The organism is Micromonospora sp. NPDC000668, assembly GCF_042897975.1.
GTDB lineage: Bacteria > Actinomycetota > Actinomycetes > Mycobacteriales > Micromonosporaceae > Micromonospora.
Genome location: NZ_JBIAYP010000009.1, coordinates 1 through 19,795, shown reverse-complemented (window position 1 = coordinate 19,795; position 19,795 = coordinate 1). Strand labels below are relative to the sequence as shown.

General features: G+C 72.1%; 18 protein-coding genes, 1 tRNA gene and 2 pseudogenes. 10 read left to right on the top strand and 11 right to left on the bottom strand.

Annotated elements, in window-relative coordinates:
* Nucleotides 1–119: 119 nt before the first annotated feature.
* Entirely contained in the window at nt 120–1,787 is a 1,668-nt protein-coding gene (locus ACFY29_RS33520; protein ID WP_386992600.1) for a carboxylesterase/lipase family protein, read from the bottom strand.
* Nucleotides 1,788–1,992: 205 nt separating this feature from the next.
* On the opposite strand from ACFY29_RS33520, the gene ACFY29_RS33515 reads away from it, so the two are divergent.
* On the top strand, nt 1,993–2,928 hold the full coding sequence (locus tag ACFY29_RS33515; RefSeq protein WP_386992597.1) for a TetR/AcrR family transcriptional regulator C-terminal domain-containing protein: 936 nt from the start codon (nt 1,993–1,995) through the stop codon (nt 2,926–2,928).
* Between the two features lie 24 nt (nt 2,929–2,952).
* On the opposite strand, the gene ACFY29_RS33510 is transcribed toward ACFY29_RS33515, so the two are convergent.
* Complete coding sequence (locus tag ACFY29_RS33510) at nt 2,953–4,353, bottom strand: YncE family protein (protein ID WP_386992594.1); 1,401 nt, start codon at nt 4,351–4,353, stop codon at nt 2,953–2,955.
* Nucleotides 4,354–4,483: 130 nt separating this feature from the next.
* Nucleotides 4,484–5,116, bottom strand: coding sequence for a TetR/AcrR family transcriptional regulator (locus ACFY29_RS33505; protein ID WP_386992592.1), 633 nt, complete (start codon nt 5,114–5,116; stop codon nt 4,484–4,486).
* Between the two features lie 123 nt (nt 5,117–5,239).
* On the opposite strand from ACFY29_RS33505, the gene ACFY29_RS33500 reads away from it, so the two are divergent.
* Nucleotides 5,240–6,157: a TIGR03620 family F420-dependent LLM class oxidoreductase gene (locus ACFY29_RS33500; protein ID WP_386992590.1), complete on the top strand. Its 918-nt coding sequence runs from the start codon at nt 5,240–5,242 to the stop codon at nt 6,155–6,157.
* Nucleotides 6,158–6,216: 59 nt separating this feature from the next.
* Nucleotides 6,217–6,966 (top strand): SDR family oxidoreductase, encoded by a 750-nt coding sequence (locus ACFY29_RS33495; protein ID WP_386992588.1) that lies wholly within the window; start codon nt 6,217–6,219, stop codon nt 6,964–6,966.
* A 146-nt stretch (nt 6,967–7,112) separates the two neighbouring features.
* Here ACFY29_RS33495 and ACFY29_RS33490 read toward each other — a convergent pair.
* Nucleotides 7,113–7,199: transfer RNA gene (locus ACFY29_RS33490), tRNA-Ser, on the bottom strand.
* Between the two features lie 75 nt (nt 7,200–7,274).
* On the opposite strand from ACFY29_RS33490, the gene deoD reads away from it, so the two are divergent.
* The 3 genes from deoD (at nt 7,275) to ACFY29_RS33475 (ending at nt 9,198) form a co-directional block, all read left to right on the top strand.
* Entirely contained in the window at nt 7,275–7,982 is a 708-nt protein-coding gene (deoD, locus tag ACFY29_RS33485; protein ID WP_074315244.1) for a purine-nucleoside phosphorylase, read from the top strand.
* Between the two features lie 125 nt (nt 7,983–8,107).
* Nucleotides 8,108–8,746 (top strand): TetR family transcriptional regulator C-terminal domain-containing protein, encoded by a 639-nt coding sequence (locus ACFY29_RS33480; RefSeq protein WP_386992585.1) that lies wholly within the window; start codon nt 8,108–8,110, stop codon nt 8,744–8,746.
* Nucleotides 8,743–9,198, top strand: coding sequence for an acyl-CoA thioesterase (locus ACFY29_RS33475; RefSeq protein WP_386992583.1), 456 nt, complete (start codon nt 8,743–8,745; stop codon nt 9,196–9,198). Before ACFY29_RS33480 ends, ACFY29_RS33475 begins: the two co-directional genes overlap by 4 nt.
* An 86-nt stretch (nt 9,199–9,284) precedes the next feature.
* Here ACFY29_RS33475 and ACFY29_RS33470 read toward each other — a convergent pair.
* From ACFY29_RS33470 to ACFY29_RS33455, 4 genes and pseudogenes are all read right to left on the bottom strand, one after another.
* Nucleotides 9,285–9,465, bottom strand: a pseudogene (locus tag ACFY29_RS33470) (ABC transporter permease); the annotation flags it as partial.
* 21 nt (nt 9,466–9,486) lie between these two features.
* On the bottom strand, nt 9,487–9,933 hold the full coding sequence (locus tag ACFY29_RS33465) for a nucleoside deaminase (RefSeq protein ID WP_328426144.1): 447 nt from the start codon (nt 9,931–9,933) through the stop codon (nt 9,487–9,489).
* Between the two features lie 193 nt (nt 9,934–10,126).
* Nucleotides 10,127–10,654 (bottom strand): tRNA adenosine deaminase-associated protein, encoded by a 528-nt coding sequence (locus ACFY29_RS33460; protein WP_328421422.1) that lies wholly within the window; start codon nt 10,652–10,654, stop codon nt 10,127–10,129.
* A 397-nt stretch (nt 10,655–11,051) separates the two neighbouring features.
* On the bottom strand, nt 11,052–11,444 hold the full coding sequence (locus ACFY29_RS33455) for a hypothetical protein (protein WP_386992580.1): 393 nt from the start codon (nt 11,442–11,444) through the stop codon (nt 11,052–11,054).
* Between ACFY29_RS33455 and ACFY29_RS33450 the strand changes: the two genes are divergently transcribed.
* Both ACFY29_RS33450 and ACFY29_RS33445 read left to right on the top strand, forming a co-directional pair.
* Entirely contained in the window at nt 11,437–12,261 is an 825-nt protein-coding gene (locus tag ACFY29_RS33450; protein WP_386992578.1) for a peptidoglycan DD-metalloendopeptidase family protein, read from the top strand. The two genes, ACFY29_RS33455 and ACFY29_RS33450, sit on opposite strands and share 8 nt — an antisense overlap.
* A gap of 29 nt (nt 12,262–12,290) precedes the next feature.
* Entirely contained in the window at nt 12,291–13,361 is a 1,071-nt protein-coding gene (locus tag ACFY29_RS33445) for a PHP domain-containing protein (protein WP_386992576.1), read from the top strand.
* Here the strand turns inward: ACFY29_RS33445 and ACFY29_RS33440 are convergent.
* Nucleotides 13,244–14,360: pseudogene (locus tag ACFY29_RS33440) on the bottom strand (DMT family transporter); the annotation flags it as partial. The gene ACFY29_RS33445 and the pseudogene ACFY29_RS33440 sit on opposite strands and share 118 nt — an antisense overlap.
* Before the next feature lie 142 nt (nt 14,361–14,502).
* Here ACFY29_RS33440 and ACFY29_RS33435 point away from each other — a divergent pair.
* The gene (locus ACFY29_RS33435) at nt 14,503–16,173 is read left to right on the top strand and encodes a DUF885 domain-containing protein (RefSeq protein ID WP_355610870.1); all 1,671 of its coding nucleotides are present in this window, start codon (nt 14,503–14,505) and stop codon (nt 16,171–16,173) included.
* A 74-nt stretch (nt 16,174–16,247) separates the two neighbouring features.
* Here ACFY29_RS33435 and ACFY29_RS33430 read toward each other — a convergent pair whose 3' ends face one another.
* Both ACFY29_RS33430 and ACFY29_RS33425 read right to left on the bottom strand, forming a co-directional pair.
* Nucleotides 16,248–17,786, bottom strand: a complete 1,539-nt coding sequence (locus ACFY29_RS33430) for a DUF6114 domain-containing protein (RefSeq protein WP_386992574.1) — start codon at nt 17,784–17,786, stop codon at nt 16,248–16,250.
* Nucleotides 17,787–17,882: 96 nt separating this feature from the next.
* Complete coding sequence (locus ACFY29_RS33425; RefSeq protein ID WP_386992572.1) at nt 17,883–18,497, bottom strand: DUF6230 family protein; 615 nt, start codon at nt 18,495–18,497, stop codon at nt 17,883–17,885.
* A 402-nt stretch (nt 18,498–18,899) separates the two neighbouring features.
* Here ACFY29_RS33425 and ACFY29_RS33420 point away from each other — a divergent pair, with 402 nt between their 5' ends.
* Nucleotides 18,900–19,634 carry a class I SAM-dependent methyltransferase gene (locus ACFY29_RS33420; RefSeq protein ID WP_386992570.1) on the top strand — a complete coding sequence of 245 codons (735 nt, stop codon included), beginning with the start codon at nt 18,900–18,902 and terminating at the stop codon, nt 19,632–19,634.
* Nucleotides 19,635–19,795: the final 161 nt, after the last annotated feature.

Below are 19,795 nucleotides of genomic sequence, written 5' to 3'. Positions count from 1 at the left end.
GATCCGGGGGTGCGGGCTTGCGTATGTCCCCTGTCGACGGTGGGAACGACGCACGCATCGGATGAGCGGACCGGTCCGGATGGGATCGGTCCGCTCAACCCGCCAGGCCAGCGACAGCGTCAGTCGCGCAACGACCGCCAGAAGTCGTACGAGTGGTCCGCCGCGAATTCCGTCGTACCGGAGCCACCGCCACCGGCCAGCACCCGCACGTACGGCGATCCGCTGCGCAGTCGGGGCCAGTCCACCCGCCCCACCCGGGCGAAGTCACTCCAGGCCCGGACCATCTCGTCGGAGAGCCGCCGCTGGGTGGGCGTGAGCGCCTCGGCATAGTCGACGGCGAACAGGTACGGCAGCTCCGCGCAGTGGTACGCCCCGGTGGGGAAGGTCGACTCGGGCCCGTCGGTGAAGAACGGCGCATCCTCGTCGGCGAACTCGTAGGCGTACGTCGGCACCCGACGGGCGAACTGCAGCGCGGCGAAGTAGACCGGCTCGGCGTAGTCGTGATCGGTGAGCACGGCCGCCATCGTCTCGCTGGCGACGTGCGCGTCGTCGCGGGGATAGCGGGCCAGCACGTCCTCCGCCCGGTCACCGAAGGCGGCCCGCACCTGCTCGCGGTACTGCTCGTCGGTCAGCGGGCACGACTCGGGCTGCTGCCCCGGCTCGGGCGGCGCCGGGCAGTTCATCCCACTGCGTTCCATCCCCCACACCAGGAGCGTGGACTCGTTGCGGTTCATCCCGGTCAACACCGGCACCGGGTGCAGTCGCCCGGTGGCCAGCGCGTCGGCCGGGTCCACCGGCAGCGTGCGGCCGTCGACGACCGGGCCGAGGTCGACACCCGCGCCCGGGTAACCGGCCGCCGCGATCAGCCGGGCAGGGTCACGCCCGCGCAGGCAGGCGGCGACCGTACCCGGATCGGCGCAGCCGACCCCACGCGCGAACTCCTCGGCCGCCGCGGCGGCCTCGGCCCGGGTCCGCACCGGGTTGGCGCACGAGTTGCTCTGCATGATCGCCCTGTGGAACAGGCCGGCGGTGGCCGGCGACGCAAGCTGTGCGCAGACGCTGGTCGCGCCGGCGGACTGGCCGAACAGGGTGACGTTGCCGGGGTCGCCGCCGAAGGCCGCCGCGTTCCGCCGCACCCACCGCAGCGCCGCCTGCTGGTCCTGGAGGCCGTAGTTGCCGACGGACCCGCCCGCGTCGGCCAACGCCGGATGCGCCAGGAAGCCGAGCGCACCGAGCCGGTAGTTCACCGTGACGACGATGACGTCACCGCCGGTCGCCAGGCGTTGCCCGCCGTACACGTCCCCCCTGCCGAACCGGAAGTCACCGCCGTGCAGCCACACCAGTACCGGTCGGGGCGTCCGAGCGGAGGTGCGGGGCGTGGTGACGTTGAGGTAGAGGCAGTCCTCGGACTCCGAGGACTCGTCCATCGGCAGCCCTTTGAGTTGGGCGCAGGCGTCACCCGGGCGGCTCGCGTCCCGCACGCCGGTCCACACCGGACCCGGTTGCGGCGGAGCCCAGCGCAGCGCGCCCAGCGGCGGGCGGGCGTACGGGATGCCCTGGAAAGAGCGGTGGTCCGCCGCGACGGTCCCACGGACCGCGCCCTGGTCGGTCCGCACGACGGCCGCACTCCGGCTGGTGGCCGCCGAGGCGCCCGGGGCGGCGGCCACCGTCGGAGCGAGCAGCGCCACGGCACCCAGCGCGGCGACCCACCGGACCACCCGGGACCGGACCCGGCGGGTGGGCCGCCGCCGCACAGAACCCGATCCGGGGTACGGGATGCTGGTCATGGTCTCCCCCATTCGTCGAAGCCGGTACGGCGTACGCACCGTGCTGCGGCGAGCATGCCGACCCGACAACCAGTCGGCCAGGGAGCTCTAGTACGCCGAGCCACCACGATGGACGACCACCGACGTGGCGACGTGGCGACCATCGGGGACGGCGACCGGTGCTCTAGTGCGCTACGGTCACACCTCGACCGGCGGGAGGGCGACCGTGACGGAGATCGACGAGTCGACACCCCCGTATCTGCGCATCGTCGGGGAGCTGCGGCGACGCATCGCGGCGGGCGAGCTGGGCCCCGGCGATCGGCTGCCGTCCACCCGGCAGATCGTCCGCGAGTGGGGGGTCGCCATGGCGACCGCCAGCCGGGCCCTCACCGCGCTCCGACAGGAGAACCTGGTTCGGGCGCTGCCCGGCGTGGGCATGGTGGTGACCGGCCCGGAGCCGCCGCCGGCCGGTCGGGGCGCCCGCGCCGACACCCGGCGGGGTACCGCCCGAGGGGTGACCCGCGACCAGGTGGTGCGGACCGCCACCGAGATCGCCGACGCCGAGGGGTTGCCGGCGCTGAGCATGCGGCGCATCGCGACCGAGTTGGACGTGCCGACCATGTCGCTGTACCGGCAGGTCCGCGGCAAGGAGCAGCTTCTGCTGCTGATGGCGGACGCGGCCTTCGCCACCCACCAGCTGCCCCGCACGTTCCCTCCGGGCTGGCGGGACCAGTTGGAGCTGCTCTGCCGGCTCCAGTGGTCGATGTACCGGCGGCATCCCTGGCTGGCCCAGGTCGTCTCGCTGACCCGCCCGCTGATGGCGCCGCACGCCGTCGCGCACACCGAATGGGCCCTGCGCGCCCTCGCCGGGCACGGCCTGGACCAGCACACCCAGCTACACCTGGCGGCCGCCCTGGCCAACCACGTCCGCGGCACCGCGGTGAACCTGGAGCGGGAGGCCGAGGCGGAGCAGGACACCGGCCTCACCGACGACGAGTGGATGGTGGCCCAGGCCGACGTGTTGACCGGGCTGCTCGCAGCGGGCGAGTTCCCGCACCTGGCCCGGCTCGCCCGGTCGCCGGTCGACCTCAATGTCGACAGCCTGTTCGAGTTCGGCCTCCAACGGCTGCTCGACGGGGTGGCGGAGCTGCTCAGCCGGTGAACGCCCGGCCAGGTGCGCGCGTTGTCACAACCTCGGGCGGGCGACGACCTGCACGGTCACGGACCGGCTCGAGCCCAGGCGCGCGGCGTCGCCGGGGAAGGTGACGGTGTAGGTGTTCGCCCCGGTCGCCCGCGGTATGTCGGAGACGAAGAACGCCCCGGTCTCGGTGGTGCTGACGTTGGGCAGGACGTGGGTGCCGTTCTGGTCCTGCCGCACCACCTGCAGCTGCCATGGCGCCGACACGGGGGCATCGGTGAACGCCAGACTGCCGGTGACTAGGACCTTCCCCCCGCGTCCGACCGTCGACGGCGCGGAGAGCGTGAGCGAGGATCGCGGCAGGAGAAGGTCCGTCATCAGACGCAGGGTCAGGTACTGCCCGCCCGGTTCACGGGTGACGGCGTAGAGAGTCCTGCTGTCAGCACTGACCGCGAGGCCCTGCCGCACGAGGTAGGTGTCCTGGGGGAAGTCGTACCGCTGCAGCAAGGTCCCGTCGGGCCGCTCGACGTGGATGCTCGACGTCCTCTCCCAATCTGATCCGTTGCTGGAACCAACGACGACGAGGGCACCATTCGGGGACGTCGTCACGGCGTTGGGGTACGACGCGGACGGGAACACGCCGGCTGGCGAGAAGTCCGTCGTCGAGAAGGCAACGTGATGCGTCGCGATCACCGACCGGTTCTCCAGGAGACCACAGGCCAGGATCGCCGTGCTCGCGTCGACCGTCAGCGCGGCGTCCCCGAGGCCCCCGCAGGTGTCCCACGGCAGAGCCGCCGTGATCGACGGCGTTCCGGAGGAGACGTCGAACAGGGTCGCTCTGCTCGAGTAGGAGTTCGCGATGCCGGATTGGTTCACCGCGAGCAGGAGATTCGGTTTGGCCGGGCTGCTCCGGAGCAACGGAGGGTAGGCGAAGACGTCGCCGAGCGGCAGATCCAAGGCCAGGACCGGCGTCTCGCCGCGCACGTCGAGCGAGCCCAGCTTGCCCTTTGAGAACGTGCATCCGTAGCCGAAGTAGAGCTTCCCCCCGGCCGGTGCCACCCAGGTGGGACAGGTGCTGGCTCCGATGTTGTAGCGACGGGTCTCGGTCCGCGTCGTGGTGTCGATCGCGGCGATGGCGCCCGCCTCGATGAGGGCTACGTGCAGCGTCGAGCCGTCCGGGCTCAGCGCCATGCCGCTGGCGTCCGGCAGGTCCGGGATCGTCGCCTGCGACCCGCCCGACAGGTCCGTCACCCGCACGCCCGACCCCCCGCGCCCGGGGCTGAAGAACAGCTGGCTGCGCGCCGAGTCGACGACCATCTGCGCGTACGTCTCGATGCCGAGCCCGACCGCGCTGTCCGCGTGCGCCACGCCGGGACTCAGCGACGGCACGACGACGAATGTGGCGCCGATCGCCGCGACCATGAGACGTGCGATCTGCTTGACGCGCACGTTTCCACCTCCCCCACCCCGATGACCAAGATCCATGTGTCGGGCAAGCTTAGGGGTAGCTGGCACGGTCCGTGCGCTCAGTTCGGGAGTACGGCGACGGTAGCGCGCGACGGATGTCCTGCGGCCCAGCTCACGCCACTTCGGTGGCGTGCTCAGGCAGCCGCGCCCCGGACGCGGCGGCAAAACCGGCGAGCGCGATCTGCGCCGCCTTTTGCAGGTCGCCTCGGGTGACCCCGGCGGCGGCGTGGACCGACTGACCTTCGGTGACGATCATGACGAAGCGGGCGAGTGCGGCCGGGTCGGCGTGGACGGGTAGGTCGCCGTCGGCGACGGCCCGGGTGAACCGGTCGGCGAGCGCGCGTTCGCCGGCCAGGCGGCTGGCGGCGAGGAACCCGGCGACCGGTGTGTTCTCGGTGGAGCAGGCGGTGCCGCCCTGGATCGACAGGCAACCGGCCGGACGGTCGGGGCGGGTCACGGCGAGCACGTTGTCGCGCAGCAGGGCGGCGACGACCTGGTACGCGCTGGGTTGGGCGAGGGCGTTGCGCGCGTACTCCATGTCCTGTTCGGCGTAGCGGGCCACGGCCTTGCGGAACAACTCCTCCTTGCTGCCGTAGGCGGCGTAGAGGCTGGGCTTGTTGATGCCCATGGCGGCGGTGAGGTCGCTCACCGACGCGCCCTCGTACCCCTGTCGCCAGAACACCTCCGTCGCGCGCTCCAGCGCCTCATCGGGGTCGAAACCCCGTGGTCGTCCTCGCTGCGGCACACCCACCACCTCCGCATCCATGCTACCCGTGGCCCAACCGATCGGTACAGAAATTTGCGGACCGGGTCAGCGGTTGCTACCGTCAGATGCGTACCGATCGGTACAGAATTATTGGAGGATGGTGTGGCGACTCGTCTCAACACCCCGCTGCCTGCGGTCGGGCTCTGGAGCATGGAGCTGCGTGGCGCCGCCGACCCGGCCGTCCGGGACGCGGCGACCGAGCTCGACGAGCGGGGCTTCCGGGCCCTGTGGGTGCCCGGCCTCGACGGCGGCGGGGCCGTCGACGACGTCGAGCACCTGCTGGGGGCCGCGCCGCACACCACGGTCGCGCTGGGTGTGCTGGCGATCTGGGGCCAGGACCCGGTGGTTCTGGGTGACCGGTTGGCCGCGCTGGACGCCGGGCACGGGCCTCGGACGGTTCTCGGCTTCGGGGTGAGCAACGCCCACTCCGCAGCCCGGGCGGGGCAGGACTACGGCCGGCCGGTGGAGTCGATGGGCCGCTGGCTGGACGCCCTCGACGCCGCGCCCCGGCCGGTTCCCGCCGACCGGCGCATCCTCGGCGCGCTCGGGCCGAGGATGGCGGACCTGGCAGCCGACCGAACGGCGGGTTGGCATCCGTTTCTCGTGACGCCGAGCTACACCGCGGCGCAGCGCGAACGCGTCGGGGCGCAGCCGCTGGTCGCGCCGCACCTCGCTGTCGTCCTCGACGAGGACCCGGACCGAGCCCGTGCCGCCGCTCGGGCGGGGATCGGGATGTTCATCGGCTTTCCGGCGTACCGGGCCAACCTGGCACGCCTGGGGTTCACCGACGACGACCTGATCCCCGGCGGCAGTGACCGCCTGATCGACGCCCTCGTCGCCTGGGGCGACCTGGACGCGGTGGCCACGCGCATCCGGGAGCACCTGGACGCGGGCGCGGACCACGTCGCTCTCCACGTGCTGCGGCCCGACGTTCCGGATCGGCCGGCGCTGCCCCTGCCGCAGTGGCGCGACCTGGCCACGCTCCTGCCGACCTTCGCCTCCACCCCCGCAACCCACTGACCACCCGCCGGCACAACAGCCGGCAGGACAACCGCACCGCAAACAGTAGGAGACCAATCGTGGGACAGCTTGACGGCAAGACCGCCCTCGTCACCGGGGGCACCACCGGCATCGGCCTGGCCGCCGCCCGCCGCTTCGCCGCCGAAGGCGCGTACGTCTTCGTCACCGGACGGCGCCAGGGCCTGCTGGACGAGGCCGTGGCGAGCATCGGCGCCAACGCTGCCGGTGTCGCCAGCGACGTGAGCAACCTCGACGACCTGGACCGGGTGATGCAGGCGATCCAGGCCCGGGGCGCGGGGCTGGACGTGGTGTTCGCGAACGCCGGCGGCGGGGAGTTCCTCCCGCTGGGCTCGATCACGGTCGAGCACTTCGCAAGCACCTTCGACAGCAACGTCCGCGGCACCCTGTTCACCGTGCAGAAGGCACTGCCCCTGCTCAACGAGGGCGCCTCGGTCGTGCTGTCCGGCTCGACGGCCGCGGTCAACGGCACCCCGGCGTTCAGCGTCTACGCCGCGTCGAAGGCCGCGATCCGCTCGTTCGGCCGCACCTGGGCCGCCGAGCTGGTCGGCCGGAACATCCGGGTCAACACCCTGATCCCCGGCCCGACCGAGACCCCGGGCGTCGCCGGCCTCGCGCCCAGCCCAGAGGAGGCCCCCGGGTTGCTGGAGGCCATCGCCTCGGGCGTGCCCATGCGCCGGATGGCCCAACCGGACGAGATCGCCAACGCCGCGCTCTTCCTCGCCTCCGACCAGAGCAGCTACATGACCGGCGGCGAGATGTTCGTCGACGGCGGCCAGCAGCAGCTCTGACGCAGAACGCCCGTCATTCAGGCTGTGCTGACCTACCCATCCCGATCGCCCTCACCACTTCAGCGGGCTGCTCCGGGGACGGCCGTCAAATGCGGAACGCCCGGTTGATCCTCGCGGATCGACCGGGCGTTTTCGCACTTTAGGAGCGGTGGCGGAGGGATTTGAACCCTCGGAGGGCGTTAACCCTCACACGCTTTCGAGGCGTGCTCCTTAGGCCGCTCGGACACGCCACCGCCGACGAGGGTACAGGACCGTAGGTTCCGACGCCGAACCGGTATCGCCCGAGTCGGCCTGGCAGGATCTTTGCCATGAGTACGCACATCGGCGCGAAGCCGGGCGAGATCGCCGAGCGGGTCCTGATGCCGGGTGACCCGCTGCGGGCCAAGTGGATCGCGGAGACCTACCTCGAGGGCGCGACCTGCTACTCGACGGTCCGGGGCATGTTGGGCTTCACCGGCCGCTGGAACGGCGTCGAGGTCTCCGTCCAGGGCTCCGGCATGGGCATGCCGTCGGCCTCCATCTACGCCCACGAACTGATCAACGAGTACGGCGTGAAGACGCTGATCCGGGTCGGCTCCTGCGGTGCCCTCAGCACCGACCTCCAGCTGCGCGACGTGGTCGCCGCGATCGGGTCGTCCACCGACTCGAACATGAACCGGATGCGCTTCGACGGGTTGATCGACTACGCGCCGGTGGCCGACTTCGGGCTGCTGCGTACCTCGGTCGAGGTGGCCGAGCGGCGCGGCATCACCATGCACGTCGGGCCGATCCTGGCCGCGGACGCCTTCTACACCGACCGGCCGGATCTCTACGACACCCTCGCCGACTACGGCGTGCTGGCGGTGGAGATGGAGTCCGCTGCGCTCTACACGATCGCTGCCCGGTTCAAGGCCCGCGCGCTGACCGTGCTGACCGTCAGCGACCACATCAAGACCGGCGAGAAGACCACCTCCGAGGAGCGTGAGCAGACCTTCAGCCAGATGGTCGAGATCGCCCTGGACACCATCATCGCCTGACCCTTCGTCGTACGCCGCCGCCCCGCCGTCCACCAGACGGCGGGGCGGCGTGGTGTTGGGGCGGGGTGACGATGGTCACCCGAAAAACAATACGACCGGTCGTGCTGGTTCGTTACGGTGTCCGCATGACCGTCGACGGACGCCTCGCCCGGGGCGAACGCACCCGGAACGCCGCGCTGGACGCGGCCGTGGCGCTCGCCACCCAGGCCGGCCTGGACGGGCTCAGCCTCGCCCAGCTCGCCGACACGCTCGGGGTGAGCAAGTCGGGCCTATTCGCGCACTGGCGGTCGAAGGAGGCGCTACAGCTCGCGGCAATCGACCGCGCCGTGACGCTCTGGCAGGAGCGGGTCGTCGCGCCGGCGCACCTCGCCCCGCGGGGCGTACGGCGGCTCCGCGCCCTGCACGACGCGCGGCTCGACTTCTACGCCACCCGGGTGCTGCCCGGTGGCTGCTTCTTCGCCAACACCCAGTTCGAGTTCAACGCCCGCCCCGGCCCGGTCCGAGACCGGCTCGCCGAGACGCAAAGCCAGTGGACCGCATACCTCGAACGCCTCGTCCAGCAGGCGGTCGACGCCGGCGAACTCCCCGCCGACCTGGACGTCCCGCAGCTGGCGTACGAAATCGACGCGCTCGGGATGGCAGCCGCGATGAAATCCCGGTTGCTCGACCCGGACGCCACCTACCGGCACGCCCGCGCCGGCCTGCTGGACCGCCTGCGGGCGCTCTGCCCCCGACCGACCCTGTTAACGGAAGGCCCCTCATGACCAACGCCGTCGCCGACCAGCCCACCGTCCAGTTCGGGCACGTCGAGCACGTCACGGTGCACTTCGACGACCTCGACGCGATGGGCATCCTGCACAACGCGCGGTACGCGGTGCTGCTGGAACGGGCCCTGACTCCATACTGGACCGAGCGAGGGCTGGCCTACCGGGGCAGCGCCACCCCGCCTGACTTGTTCCACGCGGTCCGCGAGTTCACCATCACCTATCGGACGCCGATCGCCGCCACCGGCCCGGTGGCGGTTCACTTCTGGCTCGAACACTTCGGCACCAGCAGCGCCGAGTACGCCTACCAGTTCCGCTCTGTCGACGGCGACACGGTGCACGCCGAGGGACGGCGGGCGATCGTCCGCCTCGACCCGGCGACGCTGCGGCCCACGCCGTGGACCGAGGCTGCCCGGGCGGTGGCCACCACCCTGCTCCGCCCCGCCGCGTGACCGCTCCGGCAACGCCGTCGGGTGCGTCTGTCGTCGTGGCAACAACAGACGCACCCGAAGGAACCGCCGGCCCGGGCCGGCGAGACTCAGCCCAGCGCCTCGGTGGGGGCGAGCCGGGCGGCGCGGACGGCCGGGTACAGGCCGGCCAGACCGCCGATTAGCAGGGTCGCCCCCGACGCCGCCGGCCATCGCCCAGACCGGCACCACGGTCGGCCACTGCCGCCAGAGGGCGTAGCCAGCGGTGACCAGGATGCCGAGCAGCACCCCGGCCTGAGTCTGCCCGGCGGGTCAGCGGAAGAAGGCGCGCAGGACGGCCGCGGTCTCGGCCTCCAGTACACCGCCGTAGACCTCCGGGCGGTGGTTGAGGCGACGGTCGCGCAGCACGTCCCAGAGCGAACCGGCCGCGCCGGTCTTCGGCTCCCAGGCGCCGAAGACGACGGTGGAGACCCGGGCCAGCACCAGCGCCCCCGCACACATGGTGCACGGCTCCAGGGTGACCACCAGGGTGCAGTCGTCCAGCCGCCACCGGCCGGCCCGCTCGGCGCCCCGGCGCAGCGCCAGCACCTCGGCATGCGCGGTGGGGTCGCCGGTCAACTCCCGCTCGTTGCGCCCGATCGCCAACTCGGTCCCGTCCGGGCCGTAGAGCACCGCGCCCACCGGCACATCGTCCACGTCGACGGCACCCGCGTCGTCGACGGCCGGACCGGTGACAGCGACCTCCAGGGCACGGCGCATCCACAGCTCGTGCCGCTGGCGCCGGCCGACCTCGCCCGGGTCGGCCAAACCCTCGTGGGCGCCCGGTCCAGCGCGACCTACCGCGCCCGGGGTCGGCTGCCCGGGACGGATCGTCTCGAGCAGAGGATCGGTGGCGTCGGCCGGCTCCGCGCCGCCCACCGGCACCGTCCCGCCCGACCCGGATCCGGCGGGATCAGACCTCACGCAACTCCTCGACCTGGTCGACACAGCCGAGCACCAGGCAGATCTCGGCGGTGACGTCGGCCGGCATCATCCCCTCGTGCGAGCACAGGGTCAGCAGCCTCTGCGCGGAGATGCCCAGGTTGGCCAGCAGGTCGGCGTCGCCCACCGGGTCGGCCTCCGGGTCGACGACGGGCTGCTCGCTCTCCTCGTCGCCACTGGCCGCCGGGCGTGGCTCGTCGACGTCGTCGAGCCCGGTGACCGAGGTCTTCAGGTCGCCGACCAGCAGCGCACCCAGCTGAGACTCCTCGGCGTACGCGGAATCCGACCCGAACACCCGCAGGTCCTCGCCCTCGTCGAGGCGCAGGATCACCAGGTACGCGTCATCCGCCTCGACGAAGAGCAGCGACACGTCGGCCTCCTGGTCGACATCGCGCAGCCGGTCGGCGACCTCGTCGATGTCGGTGGCGCCACGCAGGCTGACCTCGGCGGCGGTCCAGCCACTGTCGTCGCGCACAACGGCCGCAGCGAAGTACGACACGGTCCCCCCAATAGCCCTCGGCACAGCGCCGACTCGTTACGCGTGCACGTTAGCCGGTCAGGTCGGCAGGCGACCGGTCAACGCCCCGAAGGGCCGGTCATTCCTGACAAAGTCGGATCAGCCGGCTACCCGACGGCGGGTGGCGATGAGTTGGCGCAGACGCTCGGTACGCAGCCGATTTGGCCGGGTGCGCTGGCGTACCGCCCGGGCCCCCGCCAACTCGGCGAGCAGCTGCAGGCGGCGGCGGCTTCGATCGGGGTCCTGCCGCGAGGTGGTCCAGGCCATAGTGCCGAGCGTGCCGAGTCTCGGCGGCCACGTCAAGACGGCGTTCGCTACGCAGCCAACCGGGCACACGCCGCAGTCACCGGCACCCGATCTGGGGCAGGCCCGGACCGGTTCACCAGAGCGGCCAGTCGCCCCCGGTCGCCCAGCGGACCGCCACCACGGCGGCGGCGATGCTCCAGCCACCGGCGGTGACGATGGCCACCCCGGTGGCCACCCCGCGGTCGCCGAAGCGGACCAGCACCAGGGCCGTCAGCCAGGCCAGCAGGCCGGCCACCACCGTCCACCACGCGTAGCTGGCCACGTCGGTGCCGAGCAGGCCGAACAGCAGCAGCCAGCCGGCCGCCGCGCCGCCGCCAGCGGCGACACCGCCGCCGGTGACCGGGTGCGGTTCGCGGTAGGTGGGGCGGGTCGGCGGCCCGGACGGAAAGAGCCCCGAGGGGGTACGCGAGACCGGGCGTGCGGCGAAGCCGGGACCCGGGTCGGGGTCGGGCCGGGCGATGGTCACCGTCGCTGCCCTCCCCTCATGTGCGTTATTCGTGCCCACGGTACCGGTCTGCCAGGATGGCCGGATGCCCTCGCCGACGATCCGCCGCGCGCGTCCGGCGTACCCGATCCTGCTGCTGCTCGCCCCGGTGCTGGCCGCCGGCTGCGCGACCACCCGGCCGGGGGTGCCACCGGACGGCGGCGCGCCGACGACGCCGGCGGTCTGGGCCACCGGCGACCAGCCGGGGGCGACGCCAACGGCGACCGGCCCGGCCGCCCCGGCGCCGTCCTCGGCCGGACCGTCGGCGACGGCACCCCGCGTCGGGCTGCGGCACGTCTTCCCGGTACGCGCCGACGACGTCGCCTATCACCCGACGCACGGGGCGTACCCGGCGACGGACCTATTCGCCGACTGTGGTGAGCCGTTCGTGGCGGTGACCGACGGGACGGTGCTGGAGGCGAGTCGCACCGACCGGTACGACAAGCGCGGGCCGCAGGGTCCGGACAACGGGGGTCTGTCGGTCGCCCTGCTCGGCGACGACGGGGTGCGCTACTACGGCTCGCACCTGAGCGTCGTGGCCACCGGCATCGACGCCGGCGTCCGGGTCCGTGCCGGGCAGCAGCTCGGCAAGGTGGGCCGCACCGGCAACGCGAACAACGTCTGCCACGTGCACTTCGGCATCTCGCCGCCGTGTACCGGCAAGGACGGTTGGTGGATCCGGCGTGGGGTCCTGTGGCCGGCGCGATACCTGGACTCCTGGCGGCGCGGTGGCAATCGCGAGCCGGCCGCCGAGGTGACCGCGTGGCAGCGCAAACACGGCTGTCCGAAGGCTCCCTGACGGACCCCGTACCGACTAGGTTCGGTGGGATGAAGGCCCGGGACCCCATCGCCGACCTGCGCCGGATCGCTTTCCTGCTGGAGCGGGCGAACGAGGCCACCTACCGGGTGCGGGCCTTCCGGTCGGCGGCGAAGGCGCTGGCCGGCCTGCCGGCGGCCGAGGTGGCCGAGCGGGCTGGCAACGGCACGCTCACCGAACTGGCCGGGGTCGGTGACGTCACGGCCCGCTGCGTGGCGGAGTCGGTGGCCGGCGAGGAGCCGGTCTACCTACGCCGACTGGTGGCGACCGAGGGCAGTGACCTGGACGCCGAGGCGACGGCGCTGCGCACCGCCCTGCGGGGCGACTGTCACACCCACTCGGACTGGTCCGACGGCGGCTCGCCGATCGAGGAGATGGCGCTGGCCGCGGTCGAGATGGGCCACGAGTACCTGGTGCTGACCGACCACTCGCCCCGGCTGAAGGTGGCCCGCGGGCTGACTGCCGACCGGCTGCGCAGCCAGCTCGACCACGTGGCGAAGGTCAACGCGGCGCTGCCGGAGGGTTTTCGGATCCTGACCGGGATCGAGGTGGACATCCTCGCCGACGGCTCCCTGGACCAGGACGAGGAGCTGCTGGCCCGGCTGGACGTGGTGGTCGGCTCGGTGCACAGCGGCCTGAACGACGAGCGGGCGAAGATGACCCGGCGGATGCTGACCGCGGTCGCCAACCCGCACCTGGACATCCTCGGGCACTGCACCGGCCGGATGGTGTCGTCCCGCCCCGCCGGGGTGACCGGTCCCGGCGACCGGGCGCACCGGGTTCGGACCAGGGCGGAGAGCGACTTCGACGCGGACGCGGTCTTCGCCGCGTGCGCGGAGCACGACACCGCCGTCGAGATCAACTCCCGACCGGAGCGGCAGGACCCACCGAAGCGACTGATCCGCCGTGCGCTGGAGGCCGGCTGCCGGTTCGCGATCAACACGGACGCGCACGCGCCGGGCCAGCTCGACTGGCAGCGGTTCGGCTGCGAGCGGGCCGCCCGCTGCGGCGTCCCCGCCGACCGGGTGGTCAACACCTGGTCGGCGGAACAACTCGTGGCCTGGACCGGCGAGCGGTCCTGAGCCACACCCGGCGGAAGCTCAGCGGCTGGCCGGCTCCGCAGCGGGCGCGGCGGGAGCACCGACGCCGATCACCGGCCGGGGTCGACGCCGACCGAACACGCCCTGCGAGACCGCGACCCCCAACAGCACGATGAGGGCGCCGACCGGCTGGTGCCAGTTGAGCCGCTCGTCGAGCGCCACGGCCCCGATCAGCACCGCGAAGATCGGGATCAGGTAGGTGACGGTGGAGGCGGTGCTCGCACCGGCCACCCGGATGTTGCGCATGTTGATGACGAAGGCGAGCCCGGTGCCGAGCGCACCGAGAGTCAGCACGCTGGCCACCACCTTCGGCGAAAGGTCGGTGGGCAGGGGCGGCGCGCCCGCCACGAACGGGGCGACGATGGCCAGTTGCAAGGCGGCGATCAGCAACTGTGCCGCGGAGAGCGACAGGCCGGAGTGCGCGCTGGCCGCGACGAACCGCTTCTGGTACGGGATGGCGACGCCGTAGCAGGCGGCCGCGCCGAAGCACATCAGCTGCCCGATGAAGTGCGCCCCGCCGATCCCCTCCCAGACCCCGAGCACCACGAGCACGCCGAGGAAACCCAGCCCGAGCCCGACCGCGCGGCGCACGGTCAGCCGCTCGGTGCGGAAGACCAGCACCGCCAGCGGCAGCACGATCAGCGGCGTGGTGGCGTTCCAGATGCCGGCCAGCATCGACTCGACGCGCTGCTCGCCATAGCCGAAGAGGGTGAACGGCACGGCCACGCCGAACGCGGCGACGACGCTCAGGTGTGCCCAGACCCGGGGCTCGCGGGGCAGCCGGTCGCGCAACACGGCGAGGACCACCAGCAGGGTCAGCGCGCCGGCGACGACCCGGTAGAGGGTGAGCTGGACGGGGTGCAGCTCCGCCACGCCGACCTTGATGAACAGGAAGCTGGAACCCCAGATCGCGGCGAGGGCGACGAATCCCGGCAGCCAGGTGCGCAGCGGCGCCTTGTCAGGAGTGATATCGGCGGTCACCCCTGACACTCTGCCGGAGTCGTACGACAAAGTCCCGCGACTTTCGGACACCGTGGCGACCACCACTGTGCTGCCGCGCCTGCTGGCTGAACACGACAAACGTCATCGACACCAGGGCGGGTTGGTCACGTAGGGTCGCAGCGTGGGACGAATTGATGAACTCGCCAACCGTTACGTGGCCGAGTGGGCGCCGTTGAGCCCAACCGGCGCGACCTATGTCGGCATCGCCGGCCACGACGACCAACTCGACGACCTGTCACCCGAGGGCTACCAGGCGCGCGCGGACCTGACCCGCCGGACGCTCACCGAGCTCGACGTGACCGAGCCGGCCACCGAGGCGGAGCGCACCGCCAAGGAGGCCATGCAGGAACGGCTCGGCCTGGACCTGGCCCGGTACGACGCCGGCGAGGCGACCAGCGAGGTCAACGTGATCGCCAGCGGGCTGCACGACATCCGCATGGTGTTCGACCTGATGCCGACCGCGACGGCCGACGAGCAGGCCAACATCGCGGCCCGACTCAACGGCTTCCCCAGCGCGTTGGAGGGCTACAAGACCACGCTGCGCGAGGCGGTCGCCGCCGGCCAGGTCAGCTCGAAGGTGCAGCTGATCGAGGTGGCAAAGCAGTGCGACATCTGGGTCGACCCAACCGGGGACAACTTCTTCCACGGGCTGATCGAGCGGCTGGGCGTGGACGGCACGCTCGGCGCGGAGCTACGCCGGGGCGCGGCGGCGGCCACCGCGGCGACCGCGGAGTTCGGCCAGTTCCTCCGTAGCGAGTTGGCCCCGCACGGGCGGGACAAGCAGGCCGCCGGCCGGGAGCGCTACGAACTCGCCTCGCAGTACTTCCTCGGCGCGAAGATCGACCTGGACGAGACGTACGCCTGGGGCTTCGCGGAGCTGGCCCGCCTGGAGGCGGAGATGCGCGTCGTCGCCGGGCGCATCGCGGGTTCCGGTGCCAGCGTCGACGACGCCGTACGCGCCCTGGACGCCGACCCGGCGCGGACCATCCAGGGCAAGGAGGCATTCCGGGACTGGATGCAGGCGCTCGCCGACAAGGCGATCAGCGAGCTGCACGGCACCCACTTCGACATCCCGGAGCAGGTCCGCCGGATCGAGTGCTGCCTCGCCCCGACCAGCGACGGCGCCATCTACTACACCGGGCCGAGCGAGGACTTCTCCCGCCCGGGCCGGATGTGGTGGGCGGTGCCCCAGGGCATCACCGACTTCTCCACCTGGCGGGAGGTGACCACGGTCTACCACGAGGGCGTGCCGGGTCACCACCTTCAGGTGGCGCAGACCGCGGTCCGGGCCGACCTGCTCAACCGCTGGCAGCGGCTGCTCTGCTGGGTCTCCGGGCACGGCGAGGGCTGGGCGCTCTACTCGGAGCGGCTGATGGACGAGCTGGGCTACCTGGAGGACCCGGGCGACAAGCTGGGCATGCTCGACGGCCAGGCGATGCGCGCGGCGCGGGTGATCGTCGACATCGGCATGCACCTGGAGCTGGAGATCCCGAAGGACAACCCGTTCGGCTTCCACCCCGGCGAGCGGTGGACGCCCGAGCTGGGCTGGGAGTTCATGCGGGCGCACTGCCGGGTGCCGGACGAGAACCTGCGGTTCGAGCTGAACCGCTACCTGGGTTGGCCGGGGCAGGCCCCGTCGTACAAGGTCGGTGAGCGGATCTGGCTCCAGGCCCGCGAGGACGCCAAGGCCCGCAAGGGCGCCGACTTCGACCTGCGGGAGTTCCACCGGCAGGCGTTGGATCTGGGTGCGCTGGGCCTCGACCCGCTGCGCCAGGCGCTGGCCCGGCTCTGAGCCGGTGACGGCTCCGGGTGCCTGCGGTACGACAAGTCCGCTGGCACCCGGAGCCGTGGTGACGGGTGCGCCGCTCAGCCGAGGGTCAGTGCCAACGACGGCCGGGCGGTCAGGGTGTCGCTGGTGACGTACGCCAGGTCCATGACCGGCTCGGTGAACGTGATCGAGATCGGCAGGGTGACCGGGATGCCGTCCGGCAACGGCAGGTCCGGGGTCAGAGTGATCTTGATGCCGAGCAGCCGGCCGACGAACCGGGTGGAGTAGAAGGCCACGTCACCACGGACGGTCAGCCGGTCGGTCCTGTACAGCTGGTTGCGCCCGTCGGGGCCGTCCGCGCGGAGCAGGAAGTCATCGGTCACCGCCTCCCGCATGCTGAACTTCAGCACCTTGAGGGTGCCCTTCTCGGTCTGCAGCTCGGTGGTCCCGTCGAACCGCAGCCCGGTCATGGTGACCTTGGAGCCGGTGAGCTTGGACGGCATCTGGGCCACCTTCGGCAGGGTCGGGTCGGCGGCGATGCGCGGCAACGGCTTGCCCGGCTCCGCCTTGCCCGGTGCCGCCGTGCCCGGACTGCCCGGCCGGGTCGGGGACGGGCAGGCGGCGGATCCGGGGCGGGGCGTCGGAGTGCTGGTCGGCTGCGCCGAGGGCGTGGCGGTCGGGCTCGCCGACGGCGTCGCGGTCTCCTTGCGGCGGCCACCGGTGAGCAGGTCACCGATCCCGTCCAAAATGTCTGTGATCACGTTGCCGCTCCGCGTCGGGCTCGGGCTCGCCGTCGGCGTCGAGGTGGGCGCACTGGGACTGGGAGTCGGAGTGACGACCCGGGGCGGGGTCGGACAGGCGGTCACGGTGGGCCGGTTCGGGGCGGCCTGCACCGCCCGGGGCTGGGTGGCCAGTCCGGCCGCGGCGAGGCCGAGCACCACCAGGGCGACTCCGAACGCCCGCGGATCAGCGGAACGTCCCGGCCACTCGGGCGGTGCGCCCGCGTCGGTCGCGTCGCCCGCCGGGCGACCCACACGTTCGTCGACCGCGCCGGACGGCTCCGATTCGATCCGCTCCGTGTCGACCCGTTCGACGCCGGCCTGCTCGGCTCCGGCCAGCTCGGTTCGGTGCTGTTTGGTTCCGTGCTGCTCCTCGGTTCCGTGCTGCTCCGCGTGGGGCTGATCCTCATCGGCCTGCTCCGCGCCAGCCTGCTCTGCGTCGGACAGTTCAGCGGCGGTTGGCGCGGGTCGGATCGGCGTCCAGGCGAAGGCGAGCGCGCTGCCCACGATGCCGAGCAGCAGGCCGACGAAGAAGCCGCCGAGGTTGAGCCCGATCAGCGAGTAGACCGCGGTGACCGCCGCGACGATCGAGTAGAACAGCCGCTGTGCCGGGCTGAGCCAGAGCAGCAGGCCGCAGGTCACCAGGATTGCCGGGATCAGCAGCGATAGCAGGCCGGTAGCTCCACTGGAGAAGCTCAGGCCGTTGAGCGTCATCCGGGTGGAGGCGAACATCTCCACCCCGGCCAGGGCGGTGAGGAGGCCGCCCCAGAACGGTCGGCTCCGCTGCCAGCGGCGGAAGGTCCGCCACACCTGGGCTGTACCGCCGGGCCGGGCGTGGGACGGGTTGGCGGTTGTCACGTACTCCTCCTGGCGGAGCGGGGTCGGGGACAGGGTCGTGGGGGGGGGGGGGGGGGGGGCCGGGGGGGCCCCCCCCCCCCCCCCCCACGACTCACCTCAGAAGCACTCCTTGCCCTTGGCGTCGTCGCCCACGTTGACCTTCAACCGGAGGCCGACCAGGTTGAAGGTGGCCGCCGTGGTGTACCGGGACACCTGCTGGAGGTTGGTGATGGTGACGTGGTCGGAGTTCTGGCCGAACGAACCCTTCTGCGCCGTCGCGTTCAGGTCGGTCGCGTCCCGGCCAATCTTGATGTTGGTGAACGTCGCGTTGCCGTCGAGCGAGTCCATCGCGATCAGCAGGTCCTTGGCCCGGGCGGGCTCCTTGCCCTCACCGGCGTTGATGGTGAGCACCACCGGCAGGCCGGGCAGGTCGGAGCGGACGGACTGGCAGAGGCTGTACAGCTCGGCGCTGCTGATCTCGGCGAGGGCCATCGGGTGGACCTTGCCGTCCTCGCCCTTCTCCCGGACGATGCCGCCGTACTGCTTGAAGCCGTCGCCCTCGAGGCGTTCCGCGCCGATCTTGAACGTCTGCCCGGACACGGTGACGTCGGACGCGATGGCTCCGGTCGACATGCCGAACAGGATGGCGCCGACGGCGGCGGTGGCGGGCACCGCCATAGCGGCGAACCGCCGCCACCGGGTACGACCCTGATTGTCAAACCGATCCTGCACGGGTTCCTCCTCAGGTGGCCGGTCCCGAACTGGCGGCCCCAGCACCGGGCCCGTCATCTGTTACCGGCGGGTAACGATCGAGCCTGATCGTGCACCCGTTGCGGCGTGGCTCACAACCCCTCGATTACCCGGCGGTAACACGAGGGCGACCCACGATCAGGGTGGCGTCACGAAACGTGGAACTTGCCGTACGGGCAGAAGCCCCGGGTGACGACAAAGCCGGCATATGACTGGGCCGCAACAGCAGAGAGTGGCAGAGCATCGATGAATTACAATTAGGTAACGGATGTAAAGTACGCAGGTCGTGGAGAGCCGTTCGGCTCACCCCGCTCCGCCCGAACATCCAGGCGAGCCGGGAACCGGTCGATCCCGGTGGACGCCCGGATGCCCTAGGGTTTCGGCGTGAATCTGAACGACGTGCGGCGCGACTGGACCAAGCTGGGCACCGAGGATCCGCTCTGGGCCGTCCTCGTTCAGCCCGGCAAACGCGGCGGACGGTGGGACGTCGAGGAGTTCCTGGCCACCGGCCGCGCCGACGTCGAGGAGACGGCTGGCTGGCTGGGCGAACTCGGCCTGCCCACCCGCTGGGAGCGGGTGCTGGACTTCGGCTGCGGCGCCGGACGGCTGTCGCAAGGGCTCGCCCCGCACGCCGACGAGGTGGTCGGCGTCGACATCGCTCCGTCCATGCTGGAAACCGCCCGCCGACTGGACCGGAGCACCGGAAACATCCGGTTCGTCCTCAACGACGCGCCGGACCTGAGCCAGTTTCCCGACGGTCACTTCGACCTGGTCTACAGCGCCCTGGTGTTGCAGCACCTGCCCCGCCCGGTGATCGACCGCTACCTGGCCGAGTTCCTGCGGGTCCTGCGGCCCGGCGGCATCGCGGTCGTGGGGTTGCCGACCGAGCCGGCGCGTACGGCCAAGGGCCTCATCTGGCAGGTCGTGCCGTTCCGCCTGATCAGCTGGGCACAGCGCCGGCTGCTCAACTATCCGGCGCCGATGAGCATGACGGCCGTGCCGCACGCCGACATGGTCCGGCTGGTGGCCGCAAACGGCGGGGACATCGTCGGGCAGCGGCCCGATCTGCCGTACACCGAGGACTGGGTGTGCACCCGTTACGCGGTGCGGCGCGCCTAGCCGACCCGCCGGACCACCTCCGGCGACCTGGCAAATGACCGGGCCGGGCGCCCCCCCGGGGGGGGCGGCCCCGGGGGGGGGGGGGGGGGGGGTTTGGGGGGGGGGCGCCCCCCACCCGGGGGGCCCCCCCCCCGCCCCCGGGGGGCCACCACCCGCACCCC